This window comes from Microcoleus sp. PH2017_35_SFW_U_B (assembly GCF_020737865.1).
Taxonomy (GTDB): Bacteria; Cyanobacteriota; Cyanobacteriia; order Cyanobacteriales; family Microcoleaceae; genus Microcoleus.
On sequence record NZ_JAEQDE010000030.1, the window covers coordinates 16,148 to 40,667 of the forward strand.

General features: G+C 45.1%; 17 protein-coding genes. 14 read left to right on the forward strand and 3 right to left on the reverse strand.

Going from position 1 to position 24,520, the window contains the following annotated elements:
- Positions 1-586 precede the first annotated feature (586 nt).
- The 10 genes from JGK36_RS06970 (at position 587) to JGK36_RS07015 (ending at position 16,374) form a co-directional block, all read left to right on the forward strand.
- Positions 587-3,451 (forward strand): tetratricopeptide repeat protein, encoded by a 2,865-nt coding sequence (locus JGK36_RS06970; protein ID WP_293196576.1) that lies wholly within the window; start codon positions 587-589, stop codon positions 3,449-3,451.
- A gap of 24 nt (positions 3,452-3,475) precedes the next feature.
- Positions 3,476-7,567, forward strand: coding sequence for a tetratricopeptide repeat protein (locus tag JGK36_RS06975; RefSeq protein WP_293175448.1), 4,092 nt, complete (start codon positions 3,476-3,478; stop codon positions 7,565-7,567).
- The gene (locus tag JGK36_RS06980) at positions 7,560-9,494 is read left to right on the forward strand and encodes a tetratricopeptide repeat-containing sulfotransferase family protein (protein WP_293175446.1); all 1,935 of its coding nucleotides are present in this window, start codon (positions 7,560-7,562) and stop codon (positions 9,492-9,494) included. Before JGK36_RS06975 ends, JGK36_RS06980 begins: the two co-directional genes overlap by 8 nt.
- Before the next feature lie 177 nt (positions 9,495-9,671).
- Positions 9,672-10,313, forward strand: coding sequence for a Uma2 family endonuclease (locus tag JGK36_RS06985; protein ID WP_293175444.1), 642 nt, complete (start codon positions 9,672-9,674; stop codon positions 10,311-10,313).
- 429 nt (positions 10,314-10,742) lie between these two features.
- Positions 10,743-11,477 carry a glutathione peroxidase gene (locus JGK36_RS06990; protein ID WP_293175442.1) on the forward strand — a complete coding sequence of 245 codons (735 nt, stop codon included), beginning with the start codon at positions 10,743-10,745 and terminating at the stop codon, positions 11,475-11,477.
- Between the two features lie 196 nt (positions 11,478-11,673).
- Complete coding sequence (locus JGK36_RS06995) at positions 11,674-12,645, forward strand: sodium-dependent bicarbonate transport family permease (RefSeq protein ID WP_293153762.1); 972 nt, start codon at positions 11,674-11,676, stop codon at positions 12,643-12,645.
- Between the two features lie 4 nt (positions 12,646-12,649).
- A complete protein-coding gene (locus JGK36_RS07000; RefSeq protein ID WP_293153759.1) occupies positions 12,650-12,958 on the forward strand; it encodes a P-II family nitrogen regulator in 309 nt (102 codons plus the stop codon).
- Between the two features lie 839 nt (positions 12,959-13,797).
- Entirely contained in the window at positions 13,798-14,829 is a 1,032-nt protein-coding gene (gene gap, locus JGK36_RS07005) for a type I glyceraldehyde-3-phosphate dehydrogenase (protein WP_293175471.1), read from the forward strand.
- Between the two features lie 135 nt (positions 14,830-14,964).
- On the forward strand, positions 14,965-15,339 hold the full coding sequence (locus tag JGK36_RS07010) for a DUF1823 family protein (protein ID WP_293175440.1): 375 nt from the start codon (positions 14,965-14,967) through the stop codon (positions 15,337-15,339).
- 339 nt (positions 15,340-15,678) lie between these two features.
- On the forward strand, positions 15,679-16,374 hold the full coding sequence (locus JGK36_RS07015; protein WP_293175438.1) for a CsgG/HfaB family protein: 696 nt from the start codon (positions 15,679-15,681) through the stop codon (positions 16,372-16,374).
- Between the two features lie 549 nt (positions 16,375-16,923).
- On the opposite strand, the gene JGK36_RS07020 is transcribed toward JGK36_RS07015, so the two are convergent.
- A complete protein-coding gene (locus JGK36_RS07020) occupies positions 16,924-19,281 on the reverse strand; it encodes a protein phosphatase 2C domain-containing protein (protein WP_293196578.1) in 2,358 nt (785 codons plus the stop codon).
- Between the two features lie 297 nt (positions 19,282-19,578).
- On the opposite strand from JGK36_RS07020, the gene JGK36_RS07025 reads away from it, so the two are divergent.
- Both JGK36_RS07025 and JGK36_RS07030 read left to right on the forward strand, forming a co-directional pair.
- Positions 19,579-19,779, forward strand: a complete 201-nt coding sequence (locus tag JGK36_RS07025) for a hypothetical protein (protein WP_293175434.1) — start codon at positions 19,579-19,581, stop codon at positions 19,777-19,779.
- 253 nt (positions 19,780-20,032) lie between these two features.
- Positions 20,033-20,338: a hypothetical protein gene (locus tag JGK36_RS07030; RefSeq protein ID WP_293189496.1), complete on the forward strand. Its 306-nt coding sequence runs from the start codon at positions 20,033-20,035 to the stop codon at positions 20,336-20,338.
- 61 nt (positions 20,339-20,399) lie between these two features.
- Here the strand turns inward: JGK36_RS07030 and JGK36_RS07035 are convergent, their stop codons facing one another.
- Together JGK36_RS07035 and JGK36_RS07040 are read right to left on the reverse strand one after the other, a co-directional pair.
- A complete protein-coding gene (locus JGK36_RS07035; RefSeq protein WP_293175430.1) occupies positions 20,400-21,581 on the reverse strand; it encodes a transposase in 1,182 nt (393 codons plus the stop codon).
- 397 nt (positions 21,582-21,978) lie between these two features.
- Positions 21,979-22,323, reverse strand: coding sequence for an NAD(P)H-quinone oxidoreductase subunit M (locus JGK36_RS07040; protein WP_293175428.1), 345 nt, complete (start codon positions 22,321-22,323; stop codon positions 21,979-21,981).
- A gap of 343 nt (positions 22,324-22,666) precedes the next feature.
- Between JGK36_RS07040 and JGK36_RS07045 the strand changes: the two genes are divergently transcribed.
- Together JGK36_RS07045 and JGK36_RS07050 are read left to right on the forward strand one after the other, a co-directional pair.
- Entirely contained in the window at positions 22,667-23,863 is a 1,197-nt protein-coding gene (locus JGK36_RS07045; protein ID WP_293175426.1) for an AAA family ATPase, read from the forward strand.
- On the forward strand, positions 23,857-24,480 hold the full coding sequence (locus JGK36_RS07050) for a DUF4276 family protein (protein WP_293196580.1): 624 nt from the start codon (positions 23,857-23,859) through the stop codon (positions 24,478-24,480). The genes JGK36_RS07045 and JGK36_RS07050 overlap by 7 nt, the downstream gene beginning before the upstream one ends.
- The last annotated feature ends 40 nt before the right edge of the window (positions 24,481-24,520 follow it).

Below are 24,520 nucleotides of genomic sequence, written 5' to 3' on the forward strand. Positions count from 1 at the left end.
GATAGTTTGAAAGGATTTCAACCTCATTCTGCCAACAGCGGGGTGAGGTTGAAATATTCAAGGGCTCAAGTGAAGCAAGGGCATTAAAAAAAATCGACCAACACCGATCGACCGAATTAATATTTTGCCCGATCGCACAAAATATAAATCAAGACCCTTGGGTTAAGCCAGATCCCCCCTTAGCTTGCCCGCTACTCCCCCTTAAAAAGCAGGGTGGTTTTATTGTGGTAACACAAATTAGGTACGTAGTTGCGCTTGGGCGCTCTTTCCTAATCTTATAAAGAGCGCTGAAGCGCAACTACGTACCTTCGCCCAAGCGTGAGCCAATCTTTGAGCGATAATTTTGGTAGTTTCAGATTTCTTTTCCCGACAATAAAACCACCCTGCCTAGCCCCCCTTAAAAAAGGGGGGGACAAGAACTTCATCAAAGTCCCCCTTTTTAAGGGGGATTTACGAGGATCTCCGGGTAATAAAAATTGTGAACCCGATCGCCTAAAATATAGATAGTCTGAAAATATCAAACTTTCAAATCAGAATTTATAAGTTTTCCTGAAGCGGTAAAGCAACCGCAACTGCACGGCAAGCAATGACCACTCAAGAATACATCCGGCAAGCCCAAGTTTATTTGAAGCAGGGAAAGTTAAGTCAGGCGATCGATTTTTGCCATCAGGCGATCGAACTACAGCCATTTTCGCCGCTAGCTTACACCACTTTAGGCGAAATCCTCGAAGCGAGCGGAGATCCGACGGCAGCAAGAGATGCTTTTGTGCAAGCTTTGGAGATTTCGCCAACGTTTGTGCTGGCCCATGCTTACTTGGGTCAACTTTACAGTGAGTATTGCTGGCTGGATGAGGCGGCTTTTCACTACGGCAAAGCTCTGGAGTTGAAGCCAGACTGGCCGGAGTTAAATTATAACTTGGGAAATGTTTTTCACAATCAGGGTAATTTGTTGGGGGCGATCGACTGTTACCGAAAGGCGATCGCCCAAAAACCCGATTATTTACTTGCTGTATTCAATCTGGCTGTGGTTTTAAATGAAAATAATCAGCTAGAAGCGGCAATTGATAGCTACCGTCAGGCGATCGCCCTCGGGCCCGATTATGTAGAAGCTTACAGCAATTTGGGCGTGATTTTGCTGAAGGAAGATCGCCCTGCTGAGGCGATCGAGATTTACCAGCGGGCGATCGAGATTAAGCCGGAGTGGGCAACGCCGCACAATAATTTGGGCCAGGTGTTCCACGAAAAAAGTCCCGAAAAGGCGATCGCATCTTACCGTCGCGCGATCGAGCTAGCGCCGGAGATGGTTTTGGCTCACTACAATCTAGGGAAAGCTTGGCAATTGCAGGGGGAACATTTGGCGGCGGTTGCTTGTTTCGATCGGGTAATCGAACTCAATCCCCAACATATTTCCGGCTATACAGACGCCGGATTTTCTTTGATGTTTTTGGGCAAAATTGCCGAAGCCATGCCTTATTTTCAGCAGGCGGTAGCTCTCAAGCCAGAATTTGTTGAGGCTTACTGCCGTTTGGGAGAAACGAGGCAAGTTGCCACTGTAGAGGATGATGAGTTGTCAAGGGCGATCGCTGCGTGCGATCGATTTCTGAAAGCGCTAACTGGAAGCAAGAAGGAAGAAGGAACAAGGAACAAGGAACAAGGAAAAGCGAACAAGGAAGAAGGAAGATTTATTACCGATGCCCAATTCCCAATTCCCGATGCTCAATTCCCAATTCCCGATGCCCAATTCCCAATTCCCGATGCCCAATTCCCAATTCCCGATGCCCAATTCCCAATTGCTGAAATATGCGATTATTTAGCAGAAATTTACCTGCATTTGGGGAATGCTTTAACAGAGTATGGCGGATATGAATCAGCCGCTGCTTATTATCAAAAAGCTTTGCAAATTCAGCCCAAAAATGCAGAGCTTTACTGGCGGCTGGGAAATTGCTTGGCCCAGCAGCACCGATTCGGCCCGGCAATTGTCGTTTACCGCATGGCTTTGAAAATTCAACCAGCTTTACCTCATGTTTATTTTGAGTTAGCGAAACTGCTGGAGAAACAAGGACATTGGGAACGGGCGATCGATTATTATCAACAGGTTTTAGAGTTGCAATTGCACGGGTATGGACAGCCAAAACAGTGGGGCAGACAGAGTTTTATATCTTCAGAAGGCAATTCTTTAGAACGTCCGTGCGGTATTTATTTATCGAGTTGGGATTGGCTGGTTAATGCTAAGTTGGATGCTGGCAATTATGTGGAAATTGTTTGGGAATCTGCAACAGAAGCCAGGGTAGAAAATATTCAGACTTCTAAATTTTCTGTTAATTCGCAGTTGGCAAATTCCGATTGTGCCGGTTTAACTTGCGGGCTGTGTTTGCACAGAATTTCTAAGTGGTTCGATCCGGTGCATTTGGGTTGGGGAGTTTGCCGTTTGTCTAACTCGCAGCCGATACCTGTGGATTCCCCAAAAACTTTTGTCGCACAGATTCCCAACGGGCGAGTTTGGATTGTGCCGCAGCAAAATTATTGGCTGATTTGCAAGGCGATTGCTGTCATGACTCCTGATAATTATTTGCTGGCTGATGTGTCGAGAGATTATCCGGGTTTGTTGCCGGGATGCGAGAAGCATGATATCAGAAAACACAGCGTTTTTAAGTTAGAATCCTTTCCACCTTTAAAGCAGATAGACGGCAGCGTGGCGGTGCTTTCTGGTTTATCGGGAAATGTTTATTTTCACTGGATGGTGGACGTTTTGCCGAGGATAGAATTGCTGCGGCGCAGCGGTAGGGATTTGGCGGAAATTGATTGGTTTTTGGTGAACAGTTGTCAGCATGAATTTCAGCGGGAAAGTCTCCGGATTCTGGGAATTCCCGAGGAAAAGGTCTTGGAGAGCGATCGCATTCCTCACCTGCAAGCAACAGAGTTAATTGTACCTTCTTTTGCGGGATATTTGGGCTGGCCGTCCGGATGGGCGATCGATTTTTTGAGGCGGGAGTTTCTCAAGGGAATTATACCTGGTTCAAGTTATCCAAAGCGCATTTACATCAGTCGCAGCAAAGCCAGATATCGCAGAGTTTTGAACGAGGAAGATGTGGTTGAGGTTTTGGCACGATCGGGCTTTGTTTCTATTTTACCTGAGTCGATGTCTTTGGCAGAGCAAATTGCTCATTTTTACCATGCTGAGGTGATAGTTGCTGCCCACGGTAGCGGGTTAACAAATACGATTTTTGGTAAATCTGGAACTAAAGTAATTGAGTTGGTGTCGCCTCATTATATCAGTCATTATTACTGGGGAATTAGTCAATATTTGCAGTTGGAACATTACTTTTTAGCTGGTGAGGCTTTTGAATGTTATCCTATTAGACAGTTAATGTATCAAAATTCGCTGACTGAGGATATTTTGGTGAACTTGAGTTCGCTGAAAAGGATGGTTGAAGTAGTTGGTTTGCGTTAGCTGGCGTCTGGAGTAAGTTTATTTATGCCCTCGATTGAGAAGATGGAAAAAGCAGCGGTTGATTTGAATCGGCAAGCAGAAGTTTATTTGGTTGAAGGAAGGTTGAATGAGGCAGTTGCTGCTTGCGAGTCAGCGCTGAAAATTGAACCGAATTTGGCGGTGGCTTGTCAGACACTTGGGAAGGTAATGCAGGTTCAAGGTGAAGTCGAGCAGGCTAAACAGTGGTATGAAGCGGCACTGGATCGCAATCCGAATTTGCCGGAAGTGTATGCTAATCTAGGCAGTTTGTATTCTCAAGGAAAACAGTGGGAAAAGGCGATCGCAAGTTGTGAAAAAGCGATCGCCCTAGCACCGAATTTTGCCGCGGCTTATCGGCTGTTGGCGAAAATTTGGATGCAGTTGGATCGGCGAGCACAGGCGGCAGACTGTTGGTATCAAGCTTTCAAGATCGAGCCAAATTGGGCAACGGCTGAGGAATACGTCACTCTGGGAAATAGTTTAGTTGAATTGGGAAAGCTCGATCGCGCTACTGAGTGTTATTCGCAGGCAATTGAACTAGACCCGCAACTGGCAACAGCTTATCACAATATGGGCGAAATGCTGGTCGCACAGAAACGGTGGGATGAGGCGATCGCCAATTACCGACAAGCCATTGCCATCAATCCAGATTCTTTTGAATCTTACCACAGCTTGGGTCAAACTTGGGCAGAGCGAGGAGAAGGCGATCGGGCGATCGCCTGTTACCGCAAAAGCATTGAACTCAATCCTAATTATGCTCGTGCTTACCTTGGTTTGGGCAATGTTTTTGTGCAGAAAGGTGAGTTTGATGAAGCTATTCAATGTTACCGCCAGACTCTGGCAATTAATAATAATTCCTATTGGGCGCATAATTATCTAGGAGAAGCTTTTGCTCACAAAAAGCTGTGGCAAGAAGCTGTTATTTCCTACCGCAAAGCGATCGAACTAAATTCAGATATTCCTTGGTTTTATTGCAATTTGGGAATTGCCTTAACCTGCGAAAAATCCTGGGATGAAGCTGTTGCTGCTTTCCTGCGCGCGATTCAACTTGAACCTAATTTGAGAGGAATTAATCAGAGGTTGGGATATGTTTTGCGGAAGCGCAGTGAATCGGGGTTAGACAGCACAATCGCAACTTTCTGTCAAGGTATTGAGGCACTTGGTAGCGGGGAATTTTTCCATAAATTGCTAAAAATTGAGTTAGATGGATCTGATTTTTTTATAAATTTAGGCAATAGTTTAGCGAAACAGAAGCAGCTCGAAGGTGCGATCGTATTTTATAGCATGGCCGTGCAGATTGAACCCAATGCTGCGGAAGTTGTCGCGCAACTCAAGGAAGTTCGCGCGCAACAACAGGAGTTATACGTACAAATTGCTAATTACCGCAGCCAAATTGCGATCGATCCGACTAATTCTAAGGCTTACAATGATTTAGGCAATATTTTACCGCAATTAGGGGAATTGGAAGAAGCGATCGTTTGCCATCAACAAGCGAGCGCATTGAGGGGTTGGCCTGAGTGTGCACAGAAAGATTATCAATTTACTCAAGATTGGTTTACCCACAATATTCCTATTTGGCAACGGCACTTGCAGCCGCTTACAGGAATTGCAGATTTTCAAGTGGTGGAAATCGGTAGTTTTCAAGGAATGTCGGCTTGCTGGCTGCTAGATAATATTTTAACTCATCAGACTGCCAAAATCACTTGCATCGATTTATATTTTCAAGAAACTTTTAAGGGCAATATTGTTAAAACGGGGGTTGGTGAGAAGGTAATTGAATTGGAAGGTTACTCTCAAGATTTATTAGTAAACTTGGATTCAGAATTTTACGATATTGCTTACGTTGACGGCTGTCACAAACCCACCAGCGCTCTGCAAGATGCGATTTTATCTTGGAGGTTGGTGAAAGTTGGGGGATTGATGATTTTTGACGATTATCAGTTTACGTTTCCCGACAGCCCGGAGCAAGATACTAAAATCGGCATTGATGTTTTTCTGGAGATGTTTGGAAGTCAGTTAAAATTAGTCCACAAAGGCTATCAACTGATTGTTAAAAAAATCGGCAATGAAAGTTTGGGCGAGGAGCAAACTCTTTTGTCTCTGGGTTGGGAAAAGTTGGGGAATATTGCGGCAGATGCAGGTTATGTGGATGAGGCGATCGAACGGTATCAAACAGCTATTAAAATTAAGTCTGGCAACTACTCAACTTACCACAAGTTGGGCAAAAGTTTGCAAGAAAAAGAAATGTTCGAGCGAGGTGCGGCGGCTTACCAACAGGCGATCGCACTCAACCCTAATTTTAGCTGGTCTTACCACTTTTTGGGCGAAACTTGGCAGGTGATTGAGCAATACGGCGAAGCTGCTGCTGCTTACCGCAAAGCCATTGAATTAAATCCAAATTTTTGTTGGACTTACAACAATTTAGGCGATGTGCTGATGGAGCTTTCTGAGTGGGAGGAGGCTGTTGTTAGTTACCGCAAGTTAATTGAGTTAAATCCCGATTTTTGTTGGTCTTACGACAGGTTGGGCAAGGCTTTAATTGCAGTGGAAAATTGGGAAGAGGCGGCCGCGGCTTACCGCAAAGCTATTGAATTAAATCCCGATGATTGTTGGCTGTACAATAGTTTGGGGGAAGTTCTGGAATCACTAGAAAATTGGTCAGAAGCAGCGGTTGCTTTTGCTCGTGCTGTTGAGCTAGAACCCGAGCACAGTTGGCTGTACAAGAAGCTGGGCGATGCGCTGCGGGAGCAAGGGGAACTCGAAAGGGCGATCGCAATTTACGAGCAAGGCATCAATATAGATCCAAAATCCTGTTGGTGTTACGAAGGATTGGGTTTGAGTTTAATGGTACAACAGCAGTGGGATAGGGCAATATCTAATTTTGTTAAAACCCTGCAAATCAAACCCGATTTGTTTGGAGTTTACTATCATCTAACATATGCTTTAGAACAAAAAGGAGAAGTGAATGAAGCCGACCTCCTCAAACTTGGCTATAATTTTTTGCCGTTAAGTTTTCTCAAAAAATACTGTGGATTTACAGATGATTTAGTGATTGCAGCAGACTCAGATCCAGGGATTACTTGCACAGACATCTATCCTGCAAGTGAAATCAATTTATCTGACTCCAAAACAATCCACACCAACAGCAAATGTTGGAAAGATGAAATATTTTATATCAAAAAATCTTTTGTTGCTACCATACCAAAAGGACGAGCTTGGGCAGATATTGCTACTACCGCCGTCATCACTTCAGACAATAAACTTGTCACCGATATTTCAATGGGTTGTCCTGAGTTGGTAATAACATCCGACAAATTGTCTCCCGTCGAACACATCGAGGGAAATGTAGCTTTTTTATCCGCTCGCTGGGGAGGCGCAGCTTATTTTCATTGGATGTTTGATGTGGTTACACGGTTCGAGCTTTTGCAGCGCTGCGGATTGATAGACACTATTGATAAGTTTGTTATCAATGCTTGCGATTTGTCTTATGAAAAAGAAAGTTTAAATACTTTAGGAATTCCACTAGATAAAATTTTAGAAAGTCGCTACCAGCAACACTTTACAGCGGACAAATTAATAGTTCCTTCAATTTGTGATGGTGCTTCGGGAACCTCTAAATGGAAATGCGAATATCTGAAACGAATATTTTTAAATCAAGATAATTCCCAAAATACAAAATATTCAAAACGAATTTATATCAGTCGAAATCGAGCATCCTATCGGCGAATAGTCAATGACGAAGAGGTTGTCGCCTATCTAGAAAAAATTGGGTTTAGTACAGTTAAGTTAGAAATGATGTCGGTAGCGGAACAAGCAGCCTGTTTGGCTGCGGCTGAGGTAGTTGTCGCACCCCACGGAGGTGGATTGACTAATTTAGTTTTCTGCACTCCGGGAACTAAAGTAATTGAGATTTTTTCTCCGATTTATGTGCCAACTTGTTTTTGGACTATTAGTAATTTGTGTGAGTTGGAACATTACTATTTAATTGCTGAATTGTTTGATGACCAAACTCATAAATATTCGGGACATAAAGATATGCGGGTGGATATGAACTCGCTAGAGAAGTTAATGAATATTGCAGGAGTTGTGCATGAATAGTCACGATTACCACAAGTTGGGTAATTCCTTGCAAGAAAGCGGTGAGTTTAATGATGCTGTTGCTGCTTACCGCAAAGCTGTTGAATTAAATCCAGATTTTTCGTGGTCTCATCACAGTTTGGGCGATGTTTTGTTGAAACTAGAACGCTGGGAGGATGCTGTCGCGGCGTACAAAAAAGCTGTTGAGTTAAATCCAGATTTTTCGTGGTCTTATCATAATTTGGGTGATGCTTTACTGAAACTCGAATGCTGGGAGAATGCTGTCGCTGCTTACCGCTGCGAGATTGCACTCAACTCAGATTTTGCTTGGTCTTTTTACAATTTAGCCGACGCTTTGACCAAACTAAAACAGTGGGATGAAGCTATTGTCGCGTATTTAAAAGCTATTCAAATTGACGGAAATTTGCCGGGAATTTACGAGAAGCTTGGATATGCTCTCGGACAAACAAAGTCTGACTCAAAGTCATTATCACAACAATTTCAATTGCAAGTTACACCGGAAAATTTGCAGTTTTATTTACAGTTAGGAAAGAATTTAGCAAAGCGCGATCGCCCAAAAAGCGCAACAATTATTTACCAAACAATCTTGACAATTATCCCAGATTGTGGGGTGTCATCAGCAGACTTGGAGCGGTTGTTACAGGAGCAGCAAAAGTGCGTTAGCGAAGCCATCGAGTGCGATCGCGCTTTAGCCTCAGCCCGCGCCACAGTCGCCCAAAAACCGGATGATTGCTGGTCTTATTACAATTTAGGTGCGGTTTTGAGCCAGCAAAAATATGGGGAGGAAGCGGCGGCGGCATTTTTGCAAGCAATGGCAATAAATCCCGATCTTCCTTGGTGGTTTTATTACAATTTGTGGGAAGTTTTGATTCAGCAAAACAAGCTGGATCGAGTTGAGAACTTTTGCCGAGAAGTTGTTGATGCTCAACCGGAGGCTTTTTGGCCTTATTTGAATTTGGGAGAAGTTTTGACGAGGCAAGGCAAAATTGCTGAGGCGATTAGCTGTTATCAAACTGTCAGTTACAAACAAATTTTTGCATCTGTTATTAATAAAAGAACAAGCAATGTAGCTGTGGCAGAAAATACAGAGACAGGCAAGATGCCTGTGCCACAAAATATGGAGACAGGCAAGATGCCTGTGCCACAAAATACAGAGACAGGCAAGATGCCTGTGCCACAAAATTGGAACTTAAAACCAGTCAAATTTCCTAAGTTTATAATTATTGGTTCTCAGCGCTGCGGGACGACTTCTCTGTACACTTATTTAGCTGAACACCCGCAAATTTTGACTCCAATTAAAAAGGAGATGGATTTTTTCTCCTGGCACTTCCACAGAGGGATTGATTGGTATTGGGCCCATTTTCCCCCAATGCCACAGGGAGGGGAATTTATAACGGGTGAGGCAAGTCCGAGCTATTTTGACTTTCGGGAAGCGCCGGAACGTCTCTACAGCGCGTGTCCAGAGGTAAAGCTGATTGTGCTGTTGCGAAATCCGGTCGATCGCGCGATTTCTCATTTTTACCGCTTAAAGGGCCTAAACTGGGAAGGGCGATCGCTCGATCGGGCAATTAGCGACGAAATCGAACGGTTGAATCAAAACCCAGAATACATCATCGGCGAAGAACCTGGGAATTACTTAGCTCGCGGCAGGTATATAGAATTTATTAAAAATTGGCTGGCTTTCTTCCCCCGAGAACAGTTGTTAGTTTTGCAAAGCGAAGATTTGTATGCAGGTGCGGCGGCGACTGTACAGCAAGTTTTAGCATTTTTAGATTTACCGGAATATCAATTGTCTGAATACCAAAATGCTAATCCTGGTTCTTATCAGCGGGTAAATGAGTCAGTTCGCAAACTGTTGAGTGATTATTTTAAACCTTACAATCAGGAATTAGAGGAGTATTTGGGGCGGAAATTTGATTGGAAATAAGATAACACGGCGGTTGAAACCGCGTCTATAAAAACAAAACCTGCCTCCGCAGGTTGAATAAAAGGCGATTAAATTTGGGTTGTTCTCTTCAGTCTGCGGAGGCAGACATCGTTTGTGTAGATGCGGTTTTAACCGCCGTCTGCTAAAATTAGAACAACTTGTAAGGAGGTAATACTAATGCTGACAATCGAGCTAGATACATTACTTAAACAACAAGCACTCCAACGCCAAGATCCTGAAGAGCGCTACATCACGGATAGGGTGAACTGGGAAGAATACGATACAGTGCTAAATCGAATTGGAGATGCTGCGGGATATCGAGTTACTTATTTAGATGGGCTTTTAGAAATTATGTCACCTTCTCGTCGCCATGAAAATGGTAAAACTCGCATTGGGAATTTGCTGGAAATTTATTTTGTAGAAGCTGACATTGAATATTTCCCTTTTGGGTCTACAACTCTGCGGCAAGAGGAAAAAAGTGGCGGTACGGAACCGGATGAAGCTTACTGTATTGGCACAGATAAAGAATTTCCCGACTTGGTAATTGAAGTGATTGTTACCAGTGGCAGCATCAATAAACTAGAACTCTACAGAAGGTTGAATGTGCGAGAGGTTTGGTTCTGGCGAAATGAGAGATTTTCGATCTACCATTTGCGAGAAGAGATTCCGGTTGAGTTTGTATCAAACTGCGGTTATGAATTGATCGCAAACAGCGAATTGCTACCAGAACTTGATATCGAGATGTTGACAGAATGTGTCAAAAATCCTCACCCGCTAGCAGCAGCAAAGGCATGGAGGCGAAATTTGCGATCGAACTAAGGATCGCGAATTAAATAATTTACACATATTTGTGGGATGGGCGTCCCGCCCGTCCTTTCTGGACGGGCGGGACGCCCATCCCACAAGAACAATAAAAAATGTAAGTTATTTAATTTTCATTCCTAAACAGCAATTTTTCAATCTTATCCATGGGTGCATCTCACCTTTGAAGAGGGCGAAGCATGACCGCATATAAGTTATTAGTTATCATCCCATATTGACTACGGTCATGCTTCGCCCCTACAAACATATTTGCCAAAAGCCAGATGCACCCTGCTCGATCGCCAAGCTGTCGCAAAGACGAGCAACTGACTCGCGCGCACCCAGCAGTCCCAAGAAAAAACCCACTGCCCTTGACAAGTCATACTCGTTATGAGTACGCTATAACAAGCAAAGGAATTTAACCCAAGTACCGAAGGATTCAAAATCATGCTGACGAACCACGAAGGTCAAAGAGTACCCAAAGTCACGTTTCGCACTCGCAAGGACAACGAGTGGGTGGATGTCACCACCGATGATTTGTTTGCAGGCAAAACTGTAGCAGTGTTTTCTCTGCCGGGAGCTTTTACTCCCACTTGTTCGTCAACGCACCTCCCTGGCTACAACGAATTGGCCAAAGTTTTCAAAGCAAATGGCGTAGATGAAATCGTTTGTATTTCCGTCAACGACACTTTTGTAATGAACGAGTGGGCAAAAGACCAAGAATCAGACAATGTGACGTTAATTCCCGACGGTAACGGTGAGTTTACCGAAGGCATGGGAATGCTGGTAGATAAAACTGATTTAGGCTTTGGGAAGCGGTCTTGGCGTTATTCGATGGTAGTCAAAGATGGCTTGGTTGAAAAAATGTTTATTGAACCGGAGGAACCGGGCGACCCTTTCAAGGTTTCCGATGCCGAGACGATGCTGCACTACATCAACTCCGCAGCAGCTAAGCCGAAGGTAGTTTCGCTGTTTACAAAAATGGGCTGTCCTTTCTGCGCCAAGGCTAAGAAAATGCTGACTGAAAAGGGCTTGGATTATGAAGAAATCGTCTTGGGCCGGGATGTCACAACCCGATCGCTCCGGGCGGTGACTGGCGCTACAACCGTGCCGCAAGTGTTTATCGACGGCAAGTTGATCGGCGGTTCCGAAGCTCTAGAGTCTTATTTGGCAACTGCTTAGTTAGGGAAAAATACTTAGGCTGCGGGTTGGCAGCGCACACCTTACTCTGTTGTTGTAGGTGTACGCTGCCAACCTGCAACCGTCTTTAGGAATATATATCGCCATTCCCAGAGTTCGATCGCACCATTGATCCATTCTCGTGTAACAATTATTTGTGAAGTAATATTAAAAAAATCAGAAATGGGAGTGAACGATCGTGGATTTAAGCCTCGTAGCGTCAAATATCTTAAATCCACCAGTATTAGCATTTTTCATGGGAATGCTGGCGATTTTCCTAAAATCTGACTTAGAAATTCCTGCGCCCATCCCGAAACTGTTTTCGCTGTACCTGCTGTTTGCGATCGGATTTAAAGGCGGCGTCGAACTGTCCCGAAGCGGAATCAACCAGCAAGTCGCCCTGACAATCTTCGCAGCGATGCTGATGTCAGCGCTAGTACCAGTTTATACTTTCTTCATACTGAAGATCAAACTCGACTCCTACAATGCCGCGGCGATCGCAGCCACCTACGGTTCCATCAGCGCCGTCACCTTTATCACCGCAACTTCCTTCCTCAAAGAACTAGGAATCGACTTTGACGGTTACATGGTAGCAGCGCTAGCATTAATGGAATCCCCTGCAATTATCGTCGGTCTAATTCTGGTAAGTGTCTTCGGTGGAGAGGAAGGAAAACGCGAAATAGTTTGGTCAGAAGTGCTGCAAGAAGCCTTCCTCAACAGTTCAGTTTTTCTGCTAGTCGGCAGCCTCATTATGGGCATTCTGACAGGAGAACACGGTTGGGAAGTTATGAGTCCGTTTACTCAAGATTTGTTTTACGGGGTTCTGACTTTTTTCTTGCTAGACATGGGTCTGGTTGCTGCTAGCAGAATTAAAGATTTGCAAGAAACAGGAATTTTCCTGATCGCCTTTGCAATCCTAATTCCTATAGTTAATGCAGCAGTTGGTTTACTGATAGCAAAATTAATCGGAATGCCGCAGGGAGATAGCCTGTTATTTTCGGTATTGTGTGCGAGTGCTTCTTACATCGCAGTACCAGCAGCAATGCGGCTGACAGTTCCCGAAGCTAACCCCAGCCTTTACATTTCAACAGCCTTAGCAGTGACGTTTCCGTTTAACATCGTTGTAGGCATTCCCATGTATTTATACGCAATCAATATGTTTTGGATGTGAACTTATGGACGCAGTTAAAAGGATAGAAATTTTTGCGAACTCGGTGGAGCTCCCAAAGATTTTAGACGGTTTAGACAAAGCTGGCGTCCCTGGTTATTCGGTGATTCGCGGTGTCGCCGGCAAAACCACTAGGGGACGCAAATCGGACGATTTAGCAATGAGTATGCTGGATAATATTTATGTGCTGGCTTTCTGCGAGCCCGATAAAATATCGGCAGTTGCAGAAAATATTAGACCGGTGCTAAATAAGTTTGGTGGTGCTTGTTTTATTTCGGATGCAGTGGAATTGCTCACTACTAAGTGCGTTGGGTAGTCAGTTGACAGTTGACAGTTGACTGTTGACTGTTGACTGTTGACTGTTGACTGTAGTCAGTAGTTATTAGTAAGTAGTTACTGATTATTGGCAGATATAGTCTTTGTCAAAAAGATGAGGTACGTTGTTGGGCTTGGGCCCTATACGTCTAAGCGGTTATACAAGCCGCCAGTCATACCTCATTTTTCTGAGAATCGCTATATTCAAAAATAACAAATAACAATTGCCAACTGCCAACTACCAACTGTCATTAGAAACCCGGTTTATTTAATAAACCGGGTTTCTGAATATATAGCCTTTCTCAAAAAGATGAGGTATAACTGACAGCCCACATAACTCTTAAACTAAGAGGGCTGAAGCCCAACAACATACCTCATTTTTCTGAGAACCGCTATATAGCCTTTCTCTGAAAAGTGAGGTGCCCATTTTGCGATCGAAAGCTTGATACTATAAGGGTTGCAGCATACCTCGGCATACCTCATCTTTCTGAGAAACGCTATATAGCCATTTCACATTATCAAAATCGGCCATTGCTCCTACATAAAATCGGATTGAGCTTTTACATAAGTTTTTTTTAATTAATTTAGAGTAATTTAATCAACGATAATGTGATAAAAATCTGTGTTGATTATAGCAATTTTACAATTTTAAAATCATCAGCGATCGGTCATTAGCCAGCGGTCATTTCAGGATTAATTGCATTTCGCCGCCCGCACCAAATTCAGAATTCTTAAGATATAGAAAAGAATCAGTAGCCCAAATCCGTTAGCGTGGTAAATTCTAAGCCACAACAGGCTATCGCGCGATCGACTAGCGATATTTTCAATAGGAGTTTAAACATGGCTGCATTAAAAGTCGGCATCAACGGATTTGGTCGCATCGGACGGCTAGTCATGCGTGCCGGCATCAAAAACCCGAACATCGAATTTGTCGGTATTAACGACTTAGTTTCGCCAGAAAACCTGGCTTATCTTTTCAAATACGACTCTACCCACGGTATTTATGACGGCGAAGTTGAAGGGAAACCAGACGGGATTGTCGTTGACGGACGTTTTATTCCGTGCACTTCGATTAGAAATCCGACTGAATTGCCGTGGGGTAAAGCTGGTGCGGATTATGTTGTAGAATCTACCGGATTGTTTACGGATTTTGACGGCGGTTCAAAACATTTGACGGCGGGAGCAAAACGAGTAATACTTTCCGCACCGACTAAAGATCCAGAAAAAGTTCCAACTTTTCTAGTAGGCGTCAACCACCACAAATTTGACCCGGCCACAGATACTGTTGTTTCTAATGCTAGCTGCACTACTAATTGTCTAGCACCAATTGCCAAAGTTATTAATGATAATTTTGGTTTGGAAGAAGGTTTGATGACGACTGTTCACGCGATGACTTCTACTCAGCCAACTGTAGACGGGCCCAGCCAAAAAGATTGGCGGGGAGGACGCGGTGCGGCTCAAAATATTATTCCTTCTTCGACTGGTGCGGCGAAAGCTGTTAGTTTGGTGTTGCCGGAATTGAAGGGAAAATTGACGGGTATGGCTTTGCGTGTGCCGACTCCAGATGTGTCTGTGGTTGACCTTACTTTCAAAACGGGGAAGGAAACTAGCTATAAAGAAATTTGCGAAGCTATGAAGAAAGCTTCTCTTGGCGAACTGAAAGGTATTCTTGGATATACTGAGGATGCGGTGGTTTCGACGGATTTTCAGGGCGATGCCCGATCGAGCATTTTTGATGCAGGTGCGGGTATTGAACTGAATTCTAAGTTTTTTAAGGTCGTTTCCTGGTATGACAACGAGTGGGGTTATTCTAACCGCGTCATTGATTTGATGATCTCGATGGCCGAGAAGGACGGAATTTTGGGTAAGTAGTATTGTAGGGTGGTTCGGCGGGGCGATCGAATGCGAACACGAATAAATCGAGATTTTCCCGCGCCGAACCTACCATCTGGGTAGACCGCCATGGGTTAAATTGTTGTTATTGTCGATCGCACTCCAACTCGAATTATGTCTGAACTGCCACCGCTGAACAACGAAACTATTTGGGCTATCCTCAACGAAGAAATGGACGATGCTGCTGTCAACCAATTAGTTTGGCTGTATCTAGGCTACCGCTTTGATGCCCAGACTGGTAAGTGGAACAGCGCTGATGTTGCTAGCGAGTGGCGCGAAGATTATCCGGAACCGCCGGATTTTATTGATTCTAGGCCTGCGACGGTGAAATTGACGCGATCGACTCTTCCAGAAAACAAGCAGTTGCTGAAGGAAAAATTGGGATTTAAGGGGTATAAGATTGGGGAATTCGGGCCGAGACAGACTCGCAGGGCGACGATGGCTAATTGGTTGATGGGTTTTATGGAGGCTGGGGCTTCATTCAGTTGACAGTTGACAGTTGACAGTTGACAGTTGACAGTTGACATGGAAGTCCGAGGATTGGAGTAATGAATCGTCTTCTTTTAATTTTTCCCCGATCGGGCTTCGGGCTTTAAACCAATTCTTTCTGTTAAGAAAGTATCGAATATTAGGGATTGAAACATTGATCAAAGTCTTGCTCAGTTTCTATTTTTATCTGCCGTTAATTAACAAAAATTAAAGATTTTTAGCGTCAGAATAAAGTAAAACCCGATCGCCCACACCAACATTAATCACCCGCAACCCTGACATCCGGCGGTTCCGTGCACTATTCTAGAGTCGGAACAAAACCATTGTGAGGAAAGCTTTATGAAAACAACCACCATATCTCGCTTAACCAGCATTTCCCTAGCTACGCTCATGCTAGTCGGCGTTTCAGTAAATGCGATCGCCACACCAGCCAACATCAAACCCGCAACCCAACTAGCCCAAGCTACCGCCAAAAAGCGCCTCGTCGTCATGGACTTCGACTACGGCACCACCAACAGCTATTACAGTTCCTACAGGGGAGTCGGCGCAGCCAAAGGCATCAGCGAACTCCTAATCAACGAACTCGTTAACAATGGCACTTACACAGTAGTCGATCGCAGCAAACTCGAACAAGTCCTCAAACAAGAAAATCGCAGCGGTTCAATGGATGCCGGCACCGCAGCCGAAATTGGCAAAAAACTAGGAGTTGACGCCGTACTCATCGGCACCATTACCAAGTTTAATATCGACAAACAATCCGGCGGCGGCAGTTTCATGGGTATCGGTGGCGGTTCCCAAAAAACCAAAGCTACTGTGCAAATAGACGTGCGGTTAATCGGAACAGCTTCCGGAGATATTCTGGCCACGGCAAAAGCACTAGGAGAAGCAGATCAAAGCGATTCGAGTTTTTCTGTCAGAGGCGTTGGCGGCAATTCCGGGAGTAGCAATGAAGATGGACTTTTGAGCGCAGCAGTTGACAAAGCCGTAGCCCAAATGGTAACTAAACTTGCAGAAGTCTCTAAGAAATTAGGATAAGAAGTTTAAAAGTATTTTAGATTTTAGATTTGGCATAATTAAATCTAAAATCTAAAATCTAAAATTATTTCATATCATGTCGGTTCAATTGCCTGTTAGAAAGTTTTTTCGCTCGCTGGGGGCGCTTTATAGATATTGTGGATATCAATGAAAGATTGTTAGTGAAATCGGCTCGATCCATGTAATATTTATTGGTAACTTCATCAAATCTGCTCAACACATAGCTTTTCTCACTCTCCATGAAGTATGACAATTTTTGTGACTGGTTGATAGTACGAAGAGCGTCTTTATCTCCAGAAAACTGACAAAGCTAACAGGCACAAGGAATTACGAATTACCAATTACTATTTAGCATTACCGTCGAACACCTCATCTTTTAGAAAAAGATTACCAAGAAGAATGGGTTTAAAGCCTCCTCCTTTTAGGTGGGAAATAAAACAAAATTATTCACTATTTCAATCCTCTTCCTTTTATGGAGAGGTAGCCCTCAAGCTGTCAACTGTCAACTGTCAACTGTCAACTGTCAACTGAAACTCCAGCCTTAACAGTTTAATTAGTTTTGGGATTTGAGTCAGAAGCAACAGCGCATTTCCCCTGTTGATTCGGGTTGGGACTCGGATTAGTTGCTATCTGAGAAACAGCATCTTGTTCTTGAATCCATCCGATTTCCCCCGCTTGCAATTTGGCGCTTTCTACTCCCACTGTTGGTTTAACCGTGGGAGATGGCGAGGAACTTGCTACCGCCGGAGATGGCGAGGAACTTGCTACCGCCGGAGATGGCGAGGAACTTGCTACCGCCGGAGATGGACTGACTGCTGGTGTTGAAACATTAGAAAAATCCTTATTTAACTTGGGCTTGGGAGAGTTCGATCGCCCTATTTCAGGAATAGAACAAACTTTCAATTCCAGCCAGTTGCCTTGAGGCGTAAGCTGTTTGTTTGTTACCTGCAAAATGCTGCCCGCGGGGACTGTTCCCTTAATGGGCGAGTCACCGATGGCGACTCGCAAATTCAAGCGATCGCCCAATGGATCCAATTCCCCAGTCCCAGAACTTTTAATCTCTATAAACGTGCCTTTTTCTAAAGACTTGCTCGCAGTAGGTGCAGATTCAACTATTTTCCCCGACCCGTTTATAGGATTAGTTAAACGGCGTTTACCGAAAAGCGACTCCCCGGCAGTATCGATCGCCCGACCCACCGGAGGAATGAAAAAATAAGCAAATACACCCCCCAAACCCAACAAAAATACTATTTTTACCAGCAGCGTAAATAGACTTTTGCCTTTGTCGGGCGATCGTACTAACTGCGTTTTCACTTCAGAATTCGTATCGCTAAGGCTGGGGCTTTCCGTCAAATCGGTTGGCATATCCTCGCTGTCAGCAATTAGTTCCATCGGCACTTCTAAAGGTGCGACAGACAATTCTGTCAAAGTATTGCTTTCTTCCCTCAAATGTGCTTGACAGTGAATCAAAGCTACAGTGACATTATCGTGACCGTTTCTAGTATTAGCAATCTCGATCAGTCGATCGCGCGCCTTCGCCACAGTAATGCTACCGTCGAGAATCGGCAAAATCTCCTCTTCCCAACATTGCTCAACCCGGTCTTTATCGCTCAAACCGTCGGAGCACAGCAGCAAAACGCAATCCTCATCCACCGGAAAACGTTGCACCGTCGGGTGCAGAGTGTTGGAAGAAGTAATGCCCAAAGCTTGAATCAGAGCTCCGGCGGCCACTTGTTCCAAAGCATCCCGATAGAGGGAGTAGCCCAAACGTACCTCGCGGCAAGCCACATCGTCATCGAGAGTAACTTGATAGCAGCCGGTGCGGGTAATCCAGTAAGCCCGACTGTCTCCCACGTGGGCGACATAGAGCTCGTGAATGTGCGCTAAAGCCATCACCAGGGTAGTACCCATGCGCTGGCGGCCTTGGCGGTGTTCCGTGTCGTTGCGACCCGCTATTTTGTCGTTAGCAGCACAAGCTGCCCGTTCCAGCTTGGAAGTCAGGCTCAGCGGGTCCCAATTAGCTTGATGCAGGGGCATTTGCAGCAACTTGTCCCGCAGCACAGTAATCGCCAATTCCGAAGCGACTTCGCCGCCGTCTTGTCCGCCGATACCGTCACAGACGATCGCACAAGCTTCCGATCCCGGAATTCCGGCAAACACCGTACCATCGGGCGGATAGCAAGCATCTTCGTTGTGAGCCCGCGCTCTACCGACATCCGTGCCCGTGGCAATTTCCACAGTCCGATCGTAAAATCGGCCGCATTTTGCCAAAGCTTTATCCAATTGGCCCATCAGTTGTTCGCCGTGGCGCACTTGACCGGCCACCATTTGCTGGCAAAGCTGTCGCAAAAAATTGGCGATTGCGGGGTGAGCATCATCGATCCACTGCTGCCACAATTTGCCCAATTGCGACAAACTAGGCGGTTTGGGATCGGGCTGCAATTCCAAAAACCGAACTAATTGCCCTTCCACCCGTAGCAGTTCCGGAGTCAGCAGCGTCGCAGCCACGCCCTGAGCGATAAACGGCTGCCAAACTTTGGCAATTTGCCACAGCCAATTGAGCTGTCGCATGGCGGCTGCCCCTTTCCAGGTGTCCGCCAATTCCGGCATTAATGATTCCGTCACCTTTAAAATAGGTGCGTTTTCCAGCAGCCAGATATCTCCCGAGAGCTTGCTGAGCCGGGACGATACCAGTCCGTATACTTGAGGTACGTGCAACTGATAGGCAAACAGTCTCAGATAAGGAGCGATCGAACTCGGAATCTCTTCGGGCATTTCCGGCAACTGTTCCGGTTGAGTATCGACAAGAAGTCGATCGCGCTTGAGCAAATAGCGACCCGCGATCAGATCGCCCGGCTTACAAGCTTTGATCCCTTCACCTACAGCCCACAAATAGTGTTTTGGCACAGAGTTTTGCATAAGGGTTCCTGACGCCTTTGGGCCCAGTGCTGATCTGAACTATTCTAGCGCTTGAACCTCGATGGGTTGATACGTGGCGATTATTTTACACCCCCGCTTTCTCAGCACGCGGGGACTCTTAAGACTTTACAGTGCTAATCTCCTGATTTTTCAGGTTCCTAGGCTCACCAAGCTAGCACTTTTCGGTGCTCTGTGATTTCTCCAGATAATGTTTTAGGCGTGACTTTCCCCCAGTCCAGCAGTTAGTTTTAATGTCTTGTACTGACAAAAACAGTCTACCATTTTGTGGGCGCTCGGATAAATCTGGCGATCGGCTTTCATAGCTTGACTCAGGCGCGACGGAACCGAAGTCAGGAAGCTGAAGGGCGCGATGTTTTTAGCATATTCCCGATCGTGCCAATGGACGAAGCAATCGCGACTTTGAGCGGGAATAGAGACTTTGAACTGACTGTAATGCTAGGATGCAGGTACGTAGAAGTCCCCTGAGCCAGCAGGTATAAATAAGTATCAATTCTCACTTTTGTCGCGAAGGGCGATCGGTGCCTAGTGCCTGAGTTTCGCCTGTCTAGTTAAATTTAACGTTACCCGCATACCGATGCCAGCCCCCGACAGGAGTCGCAAGCAGCACAAAAAATTAGATATTAGTTCAAGCCCCCAGATTCATCTGTGGTATCAATCTAAAATCTAAAATCTCAAATTTAAAATCGATCGGCCTCTGCAAGCTGTTGAGTTACTAACCATGCCCGTACAAGAGTCCAGTACCATTCCCGAGAATTTGCCCGATCCGAAGCTGCTCCCGACCGTCGAGGTAGACGAAATGCTGACTAAGATTAAGCATTCTCACGGTTTTTATTACCAAGTGATGAATCTTGAGGTATGGGCGCTGGTGGAAACCTTGGATGGGCTATTTCCGGGCGCTTGGGGTCAGTTTATGACCAACCGCCAAGTTGCGGTAAAACAGTTTTTGCAGCGCGATCCCAATTGTGCGGTAACTCCCAAGAAGAGCGGGAAAGACGCAGAAACGGTGGGGAGTGAGGAAGATTGATCTATTGACAACTCCCCTGCCTTGCAGCTTGGGGATTCTTGGTTCATCAGGATAGCTCATGCTACTTGCCCTCCCCAAAATTCACTGCGATGTGTCCCACCGCTGTATATCCACGTTGCAAAACCACTTGCGCGGCTGCTACATCTCGATTCGTTTCAAACCCACACTCAGGGCATTTGTGCATCCGTTCAGACAGTTCCTTCTTGCCTGTGTGCGTCTGGCATCTAGGACAAGTTTGACTTGTTCCATTAGGATTGACCTTAGCAAAGTATGCACCCCTCTTGAAACAAACATGATTCAAGAGGTTGAGGAACTGTCCAAACCCTGCATCCAGAGTGTGCTTGCGGAGCATTCCGGCTGACATCGCTTTGAGATTCAAGTCCTCAGCAAACACAGTCTGCGCTTGGTCGCATAGATGATGAGCGGTTTTGAAATGAAAGTCCTTGCGGCTATTCGAGATGTATTCGTGATGATTAGCAATTTGATGTTGGAGTTGACGAAATTTTCTAGAACCCTTTTTCTTGCGCGACCGTTGACGTTGCAGCAATTTCAGCTTGCGTTGTCCATCCACAAAGAATCGAGGTCTATCAATCAACTCACCATCAGACGTTGCTAGAAAATGTTCCAACCCCAAATCAATGCCTAGTCCGTGACCTGATGGTGAAACTTGAGGGACTTCGACATCGCACTGCAACGTGAGCATCGCATAGTAGCCAGATGCGCGTTTCACAACACGAATTTGCTTGACCTCAAAGCCATCAGGAATGGGACGCGACAAGTGCATTTTGACCAAACCAATCTTAGGAAGATTGACCCAATCCTCACCATCGAATCGTTTCACGGATTCTAAATTCAGTTGCGGAAAGACAAACGATCTCATCCTTTTTTTGAATCTAGGGAAACCGTGACCCCGTTCCCACATTGCGACAAACGCTGCTTCGAGTTGACGCAACACTTGCTGCAAGACATGGGTATGAGGCAGCTTCAATTCAGGGATTGATTTCTTTGCCTCGAAGAGTGTTTTGCACTGACGAGCAAAAGTGGGTCGGGGTGCATCATTCGTGATGATGTACTCCTGCTTGATGCTGCATGAATCAACATCGCACTTACGGGAGTTAACCCAATCTTTTCGCTCACGCAATGCAAAGTTGTAGACCTTGCGGCAAATATCAAGCCACTGGTCGAAGGTTTCGCGCTGCGCGTCGGTCGGAATGAGTTTGTACTCGTAGGTTAAATTCAGCATAAAACCATTCTAGCCTTCCTCTGAATAAACGGATATGTATTTATTCAGAATCCTCGATGAAGCTTTTGATTCTGCTTGACTAAGACTTGAAAGCCGTCCAGGAAGGACGGGGCTTGTACCCATTTCTTCGGTCAATCGATTTTAGATTTTAGATTGAAGAATTTTAGATTGAAGCATTGACCCCACGGATAAATTCGGGGGGCAAGTTTCATCGGATACAGGTTTTTTATTTCTCCACGGATGAATCCGGGGGCTTGTATCCTGGATGATTTCGGTCAGTTGTCGGTTGTCAGTTGTCAGTTGTCAGTTGTCATTAGTCAGCAGTCATTAGTCATTAGGAAGAAGGAAGAGGGAAGATTTTTTTAATCTCCCCGTCTCCCCGTCTCCCCGTCTCCCCTTAGAGGTGAATTTTGGCATCAACTTGAGGAAGTCCCATGCTGTAGTTGACAGCGCGGCTGTTGAGGTTGTAGCTGATTTGGCCTTTTTGTAAGAACGATCGCACCAAGTGTTCCAATTCCGAACCGATGCGGCGGAGGTTGTATTCCGTCAAGTCTTCGCCCTCGTAGGAGTCTACGAGTTGGTCAAATTTGGCATATACCTGTTTGACTGACTCGTCGTTCCAGTTGAGTTCGTTATCTGGGTCAATGTCGATCGTCAAAAGGTCGTTGCTGGGTACGAGTTCGTTGTCTTCGAGGATGGCGGTGTATATGCGAATATGGCGGGTGGTGGACTTGAGCTGCATGAGTTCTTATTTGTAAAGATTTTTTCCTGAACCTATTGTAATGGCACAGAGATGCGCGAAGGACTGGGATGACGAGGATTGAACCGCGAAGACGTGTTAGGCTTGCGCCGCGCGTAAGCACTCTTGTCGCGAAGGAAGAGAGAGGGGAAGAGGGGGAAAGGGGGGAAGGGCGATCGTATTTTCATGTTCGCAGTCAGGTTCGTAGTGAGGACTTCAGTCCTTCTATTTTTAAGGACTTCAGTCCTTACTACAAACATTTTAGTTTTGAGACTTACTTAATTCAACACTAAAAACGAAAGCATTCGCAATGTATAATAGTTGAGAATTCGCCTAGGAGGACAAGGTGGAAGGCAAGAAATTTATTCACTCCCTGCAACTGCAAAACTTCCTTTCCTATGGAAGTGAGGGGGAAACAATTGAACTGCAACCATTAAACGTGTTGATCGGTACTAACGCATCGGGCAAGTCTAACTTAATCGAAGCGATGGGAGTGTTGAAGGCAACACCTACAGACTTACCTGCTCCGATCCGTCAAGGCGGAGGCATCAGCGATTTTTTGTGGAAAGGTGAAAAAGGTATTCCTACAGCAAAAATTGAGGCTATTTTAGATTACCCAGAACGAGCGATGCCACTGCGCTATCAGATTAGTTTTACCACATCCGGTCAGAGACTTGAGGTAGTGGACGAAGCTATAGAAGATATGGAACCGCGCTATAGTTCAGAAAGCGAGCCATTTTTTTATTACCGTCATAATAATTGGGGACGCCCAGTTATCAACGTTACAGAGGACAACGAGCAAACAAGAAAGTTGCGGACTCTGCGGCGAGAAGACATCATTCCCGATCAATCAATCTTATCTCAAAGAAAAGATCCAGAACAATATCCAGAGCTATCATATCTGGGTAATACATTTTCCCAAATAGGTTTATATCGTAACTGGCAGACAGGGAGAGATTCAGTATCGAGAAAAGCTCAACAAACTGATTTGCCGGAACATCCACTTTTAGAAGATGGTGGCAACTTAGGACTGGTTTTAAACAACTTACAGTATCAATTAGGAAGCAGGCAGATTATTGAAAAATTAAAACTATTTTACGATGCAGCCGAAGAACTGAGTATCAAGATTTATGGCGGTACTGTCCAGATATTTATCCGCGAAACCGGATTGATTCAGCCAATTCCCGCAACCCGTTTATCAGACGGTACGCTGCGTTATTTATTCTTAATAGCTTTACTCCTAGATCCAACTCCACCGCCACTTATCTGTATTGAAGAACCGGAGATTGGCTTGCATCCCGACATTTTGCCTGCGATTGCTGAAATGCTAATCGAAGCTTCACAGCGCACGCAATTGATTGTGACAACTCATTCCGATGCTTTAGTGTCGGCGCTGAGTCCTGAGTCTGTGTTAATATGCGATCGAGATGATAGAGGAAGTCACCTGAACCGTCTCGATGGCGATCGACTAAAAAAATGGCTTGAGAATTACAGTTTGGGAGACCTCTGGCGGATGGGAGAAATCGGGGGAAACCGATGGTAAAGGAGGTTCGCATTTACATCGAAGGTGGCGGCGATGGCAAGAATACAAAGCAATTGCTCCGACAAGGATTTAGCAGTTTTTTCAAAGAACTGGTGCAGGTTGCCCAAAGCAAGAAAATCAAGTGGCAGATCATTCTCTGCGGTTCTAGGAATCATGCTTTCAGGAATTTTAAGAATGCTTTGGAAGATCACCCAAATGCCTTTGTCATCCTTTTAGTTGACTCAGAAGCACCTGTAAAGCAGTCGCCTTGGGAGCATTTGAAGTCGAGGGATAATTGGGATTCGCCTGGGGTGGATGACACTCATTGCTATCTGATGGTTCAAGCGATGGAAGCTTGGTTGATTGCTGATATTGATACTTTGAAAAGATTTTACGGGCAGGGATTTAAAGAAAATGCGATTCCTAAAAATAGGAATGTAGAGATGATTGAAAAGGATTTGTTAGAACCAAGTATGAAAGCAGCTACCCGCGACACAAAATCGAAAGGCGAATATCAAAAGATACAGCACGCTTCCAAGCTGTTAGAACTGTTGGATGCTGACAAAGTTCGCAAGGCTTCTTCAGAGTGCGATCGTATTTTTAGAATTCTCACCGAACTAATGGAACAAGGCAACTAGAACGACTTGCGCGCCAGGGCCCAGAAACCGGGTTTTTTCG

Coding starts and splice junctions, on each gene's coding strand:
- JGK36_RS06970 (WP_293196576.1), top strand. CDS start 587: ATGACCACTCAAGAATACATCCGGCAAGCCCAAGTTTATTTGAAGCAG.
- JGK36_RS06975 (WP_293175448.1), top strand. CDS start 3,476: ATGCCCTCGATTGAGAAGATGGAAAAAGCAGCGGTTGATTTGAATCGG.
- JGK36_RS06980 (WP_293175446.1), top strand. CDS start 7,560: ATGAATAGTCACGATTACCACAAGTTGGGTAATTCCTTGCAAGAAAGC.
- JGK36_RS06985 (WP_293175444.1), top strand. CDS start 9,672: ATGCTGACAATCGAGCTAGATACATTACTTAAACAACAAGCACTCCAA.
- JGK36_RS06990 (WP_293175442.1), top strand. CDS start 10,743: ATGCTGACGAACCACGAAGGTCAAAGAGTACCCAAAGTCACGTTTCGC.
- JGK36_RS07000 (WP_293153759.1), top strand. CDS start 12,650: ATGGACGCAGTTAAAAGGATAGAAATTTTTGCGAACTCGGTGGAGCTC.
- gap (WP_293175471.1), top strand. CDS start 13,798: ATGGCTGCATTAAAAGTCGGCATCAACGGATTTGGTCGCATCGGACGG.
- JGK36_RS07010 (WP_293175440.1), top strand. CDS start 14,965: ATGTCTGAACTGCCACCGCTGAACAACGAAACTATTTGGGCTATCCTC.
- JGK36_RS07015 (WP_293175438.1), top strand. CDS start 15,679: ATGAAAACAACCACCATATCTCGCTTAACCAGCATTTCCCTAGCTACG.
- JGK36_RS07030 (WP_293189496.1), top strand. CDS start 20,033: ATGCCCGTACAAGAGTCCAGTACCATTCCCGAGAATTTGCCCGATCCG.
- JGK36_RS07035 (WP_293175430.1), bottom strand. CDS start 21,581: ATGCTGAATTTAACCTACGAGTACAAACTCATTCCGACCGACGCGCAG.
- JGK36_RS07040 (WP_293175428.1), bottom strand. CDS start 22,323: ATGCAGCTCAAGTCCACCACCCGCCATATTCGCATATACACCGCCATC.
- JGK36_RS07050 (WP_293196580.1), top strand. CDS start 23,857: ATGGTAAAGGAGGTTCGCATTTACATCGAAGGTGGCGGCGATGGCAAG.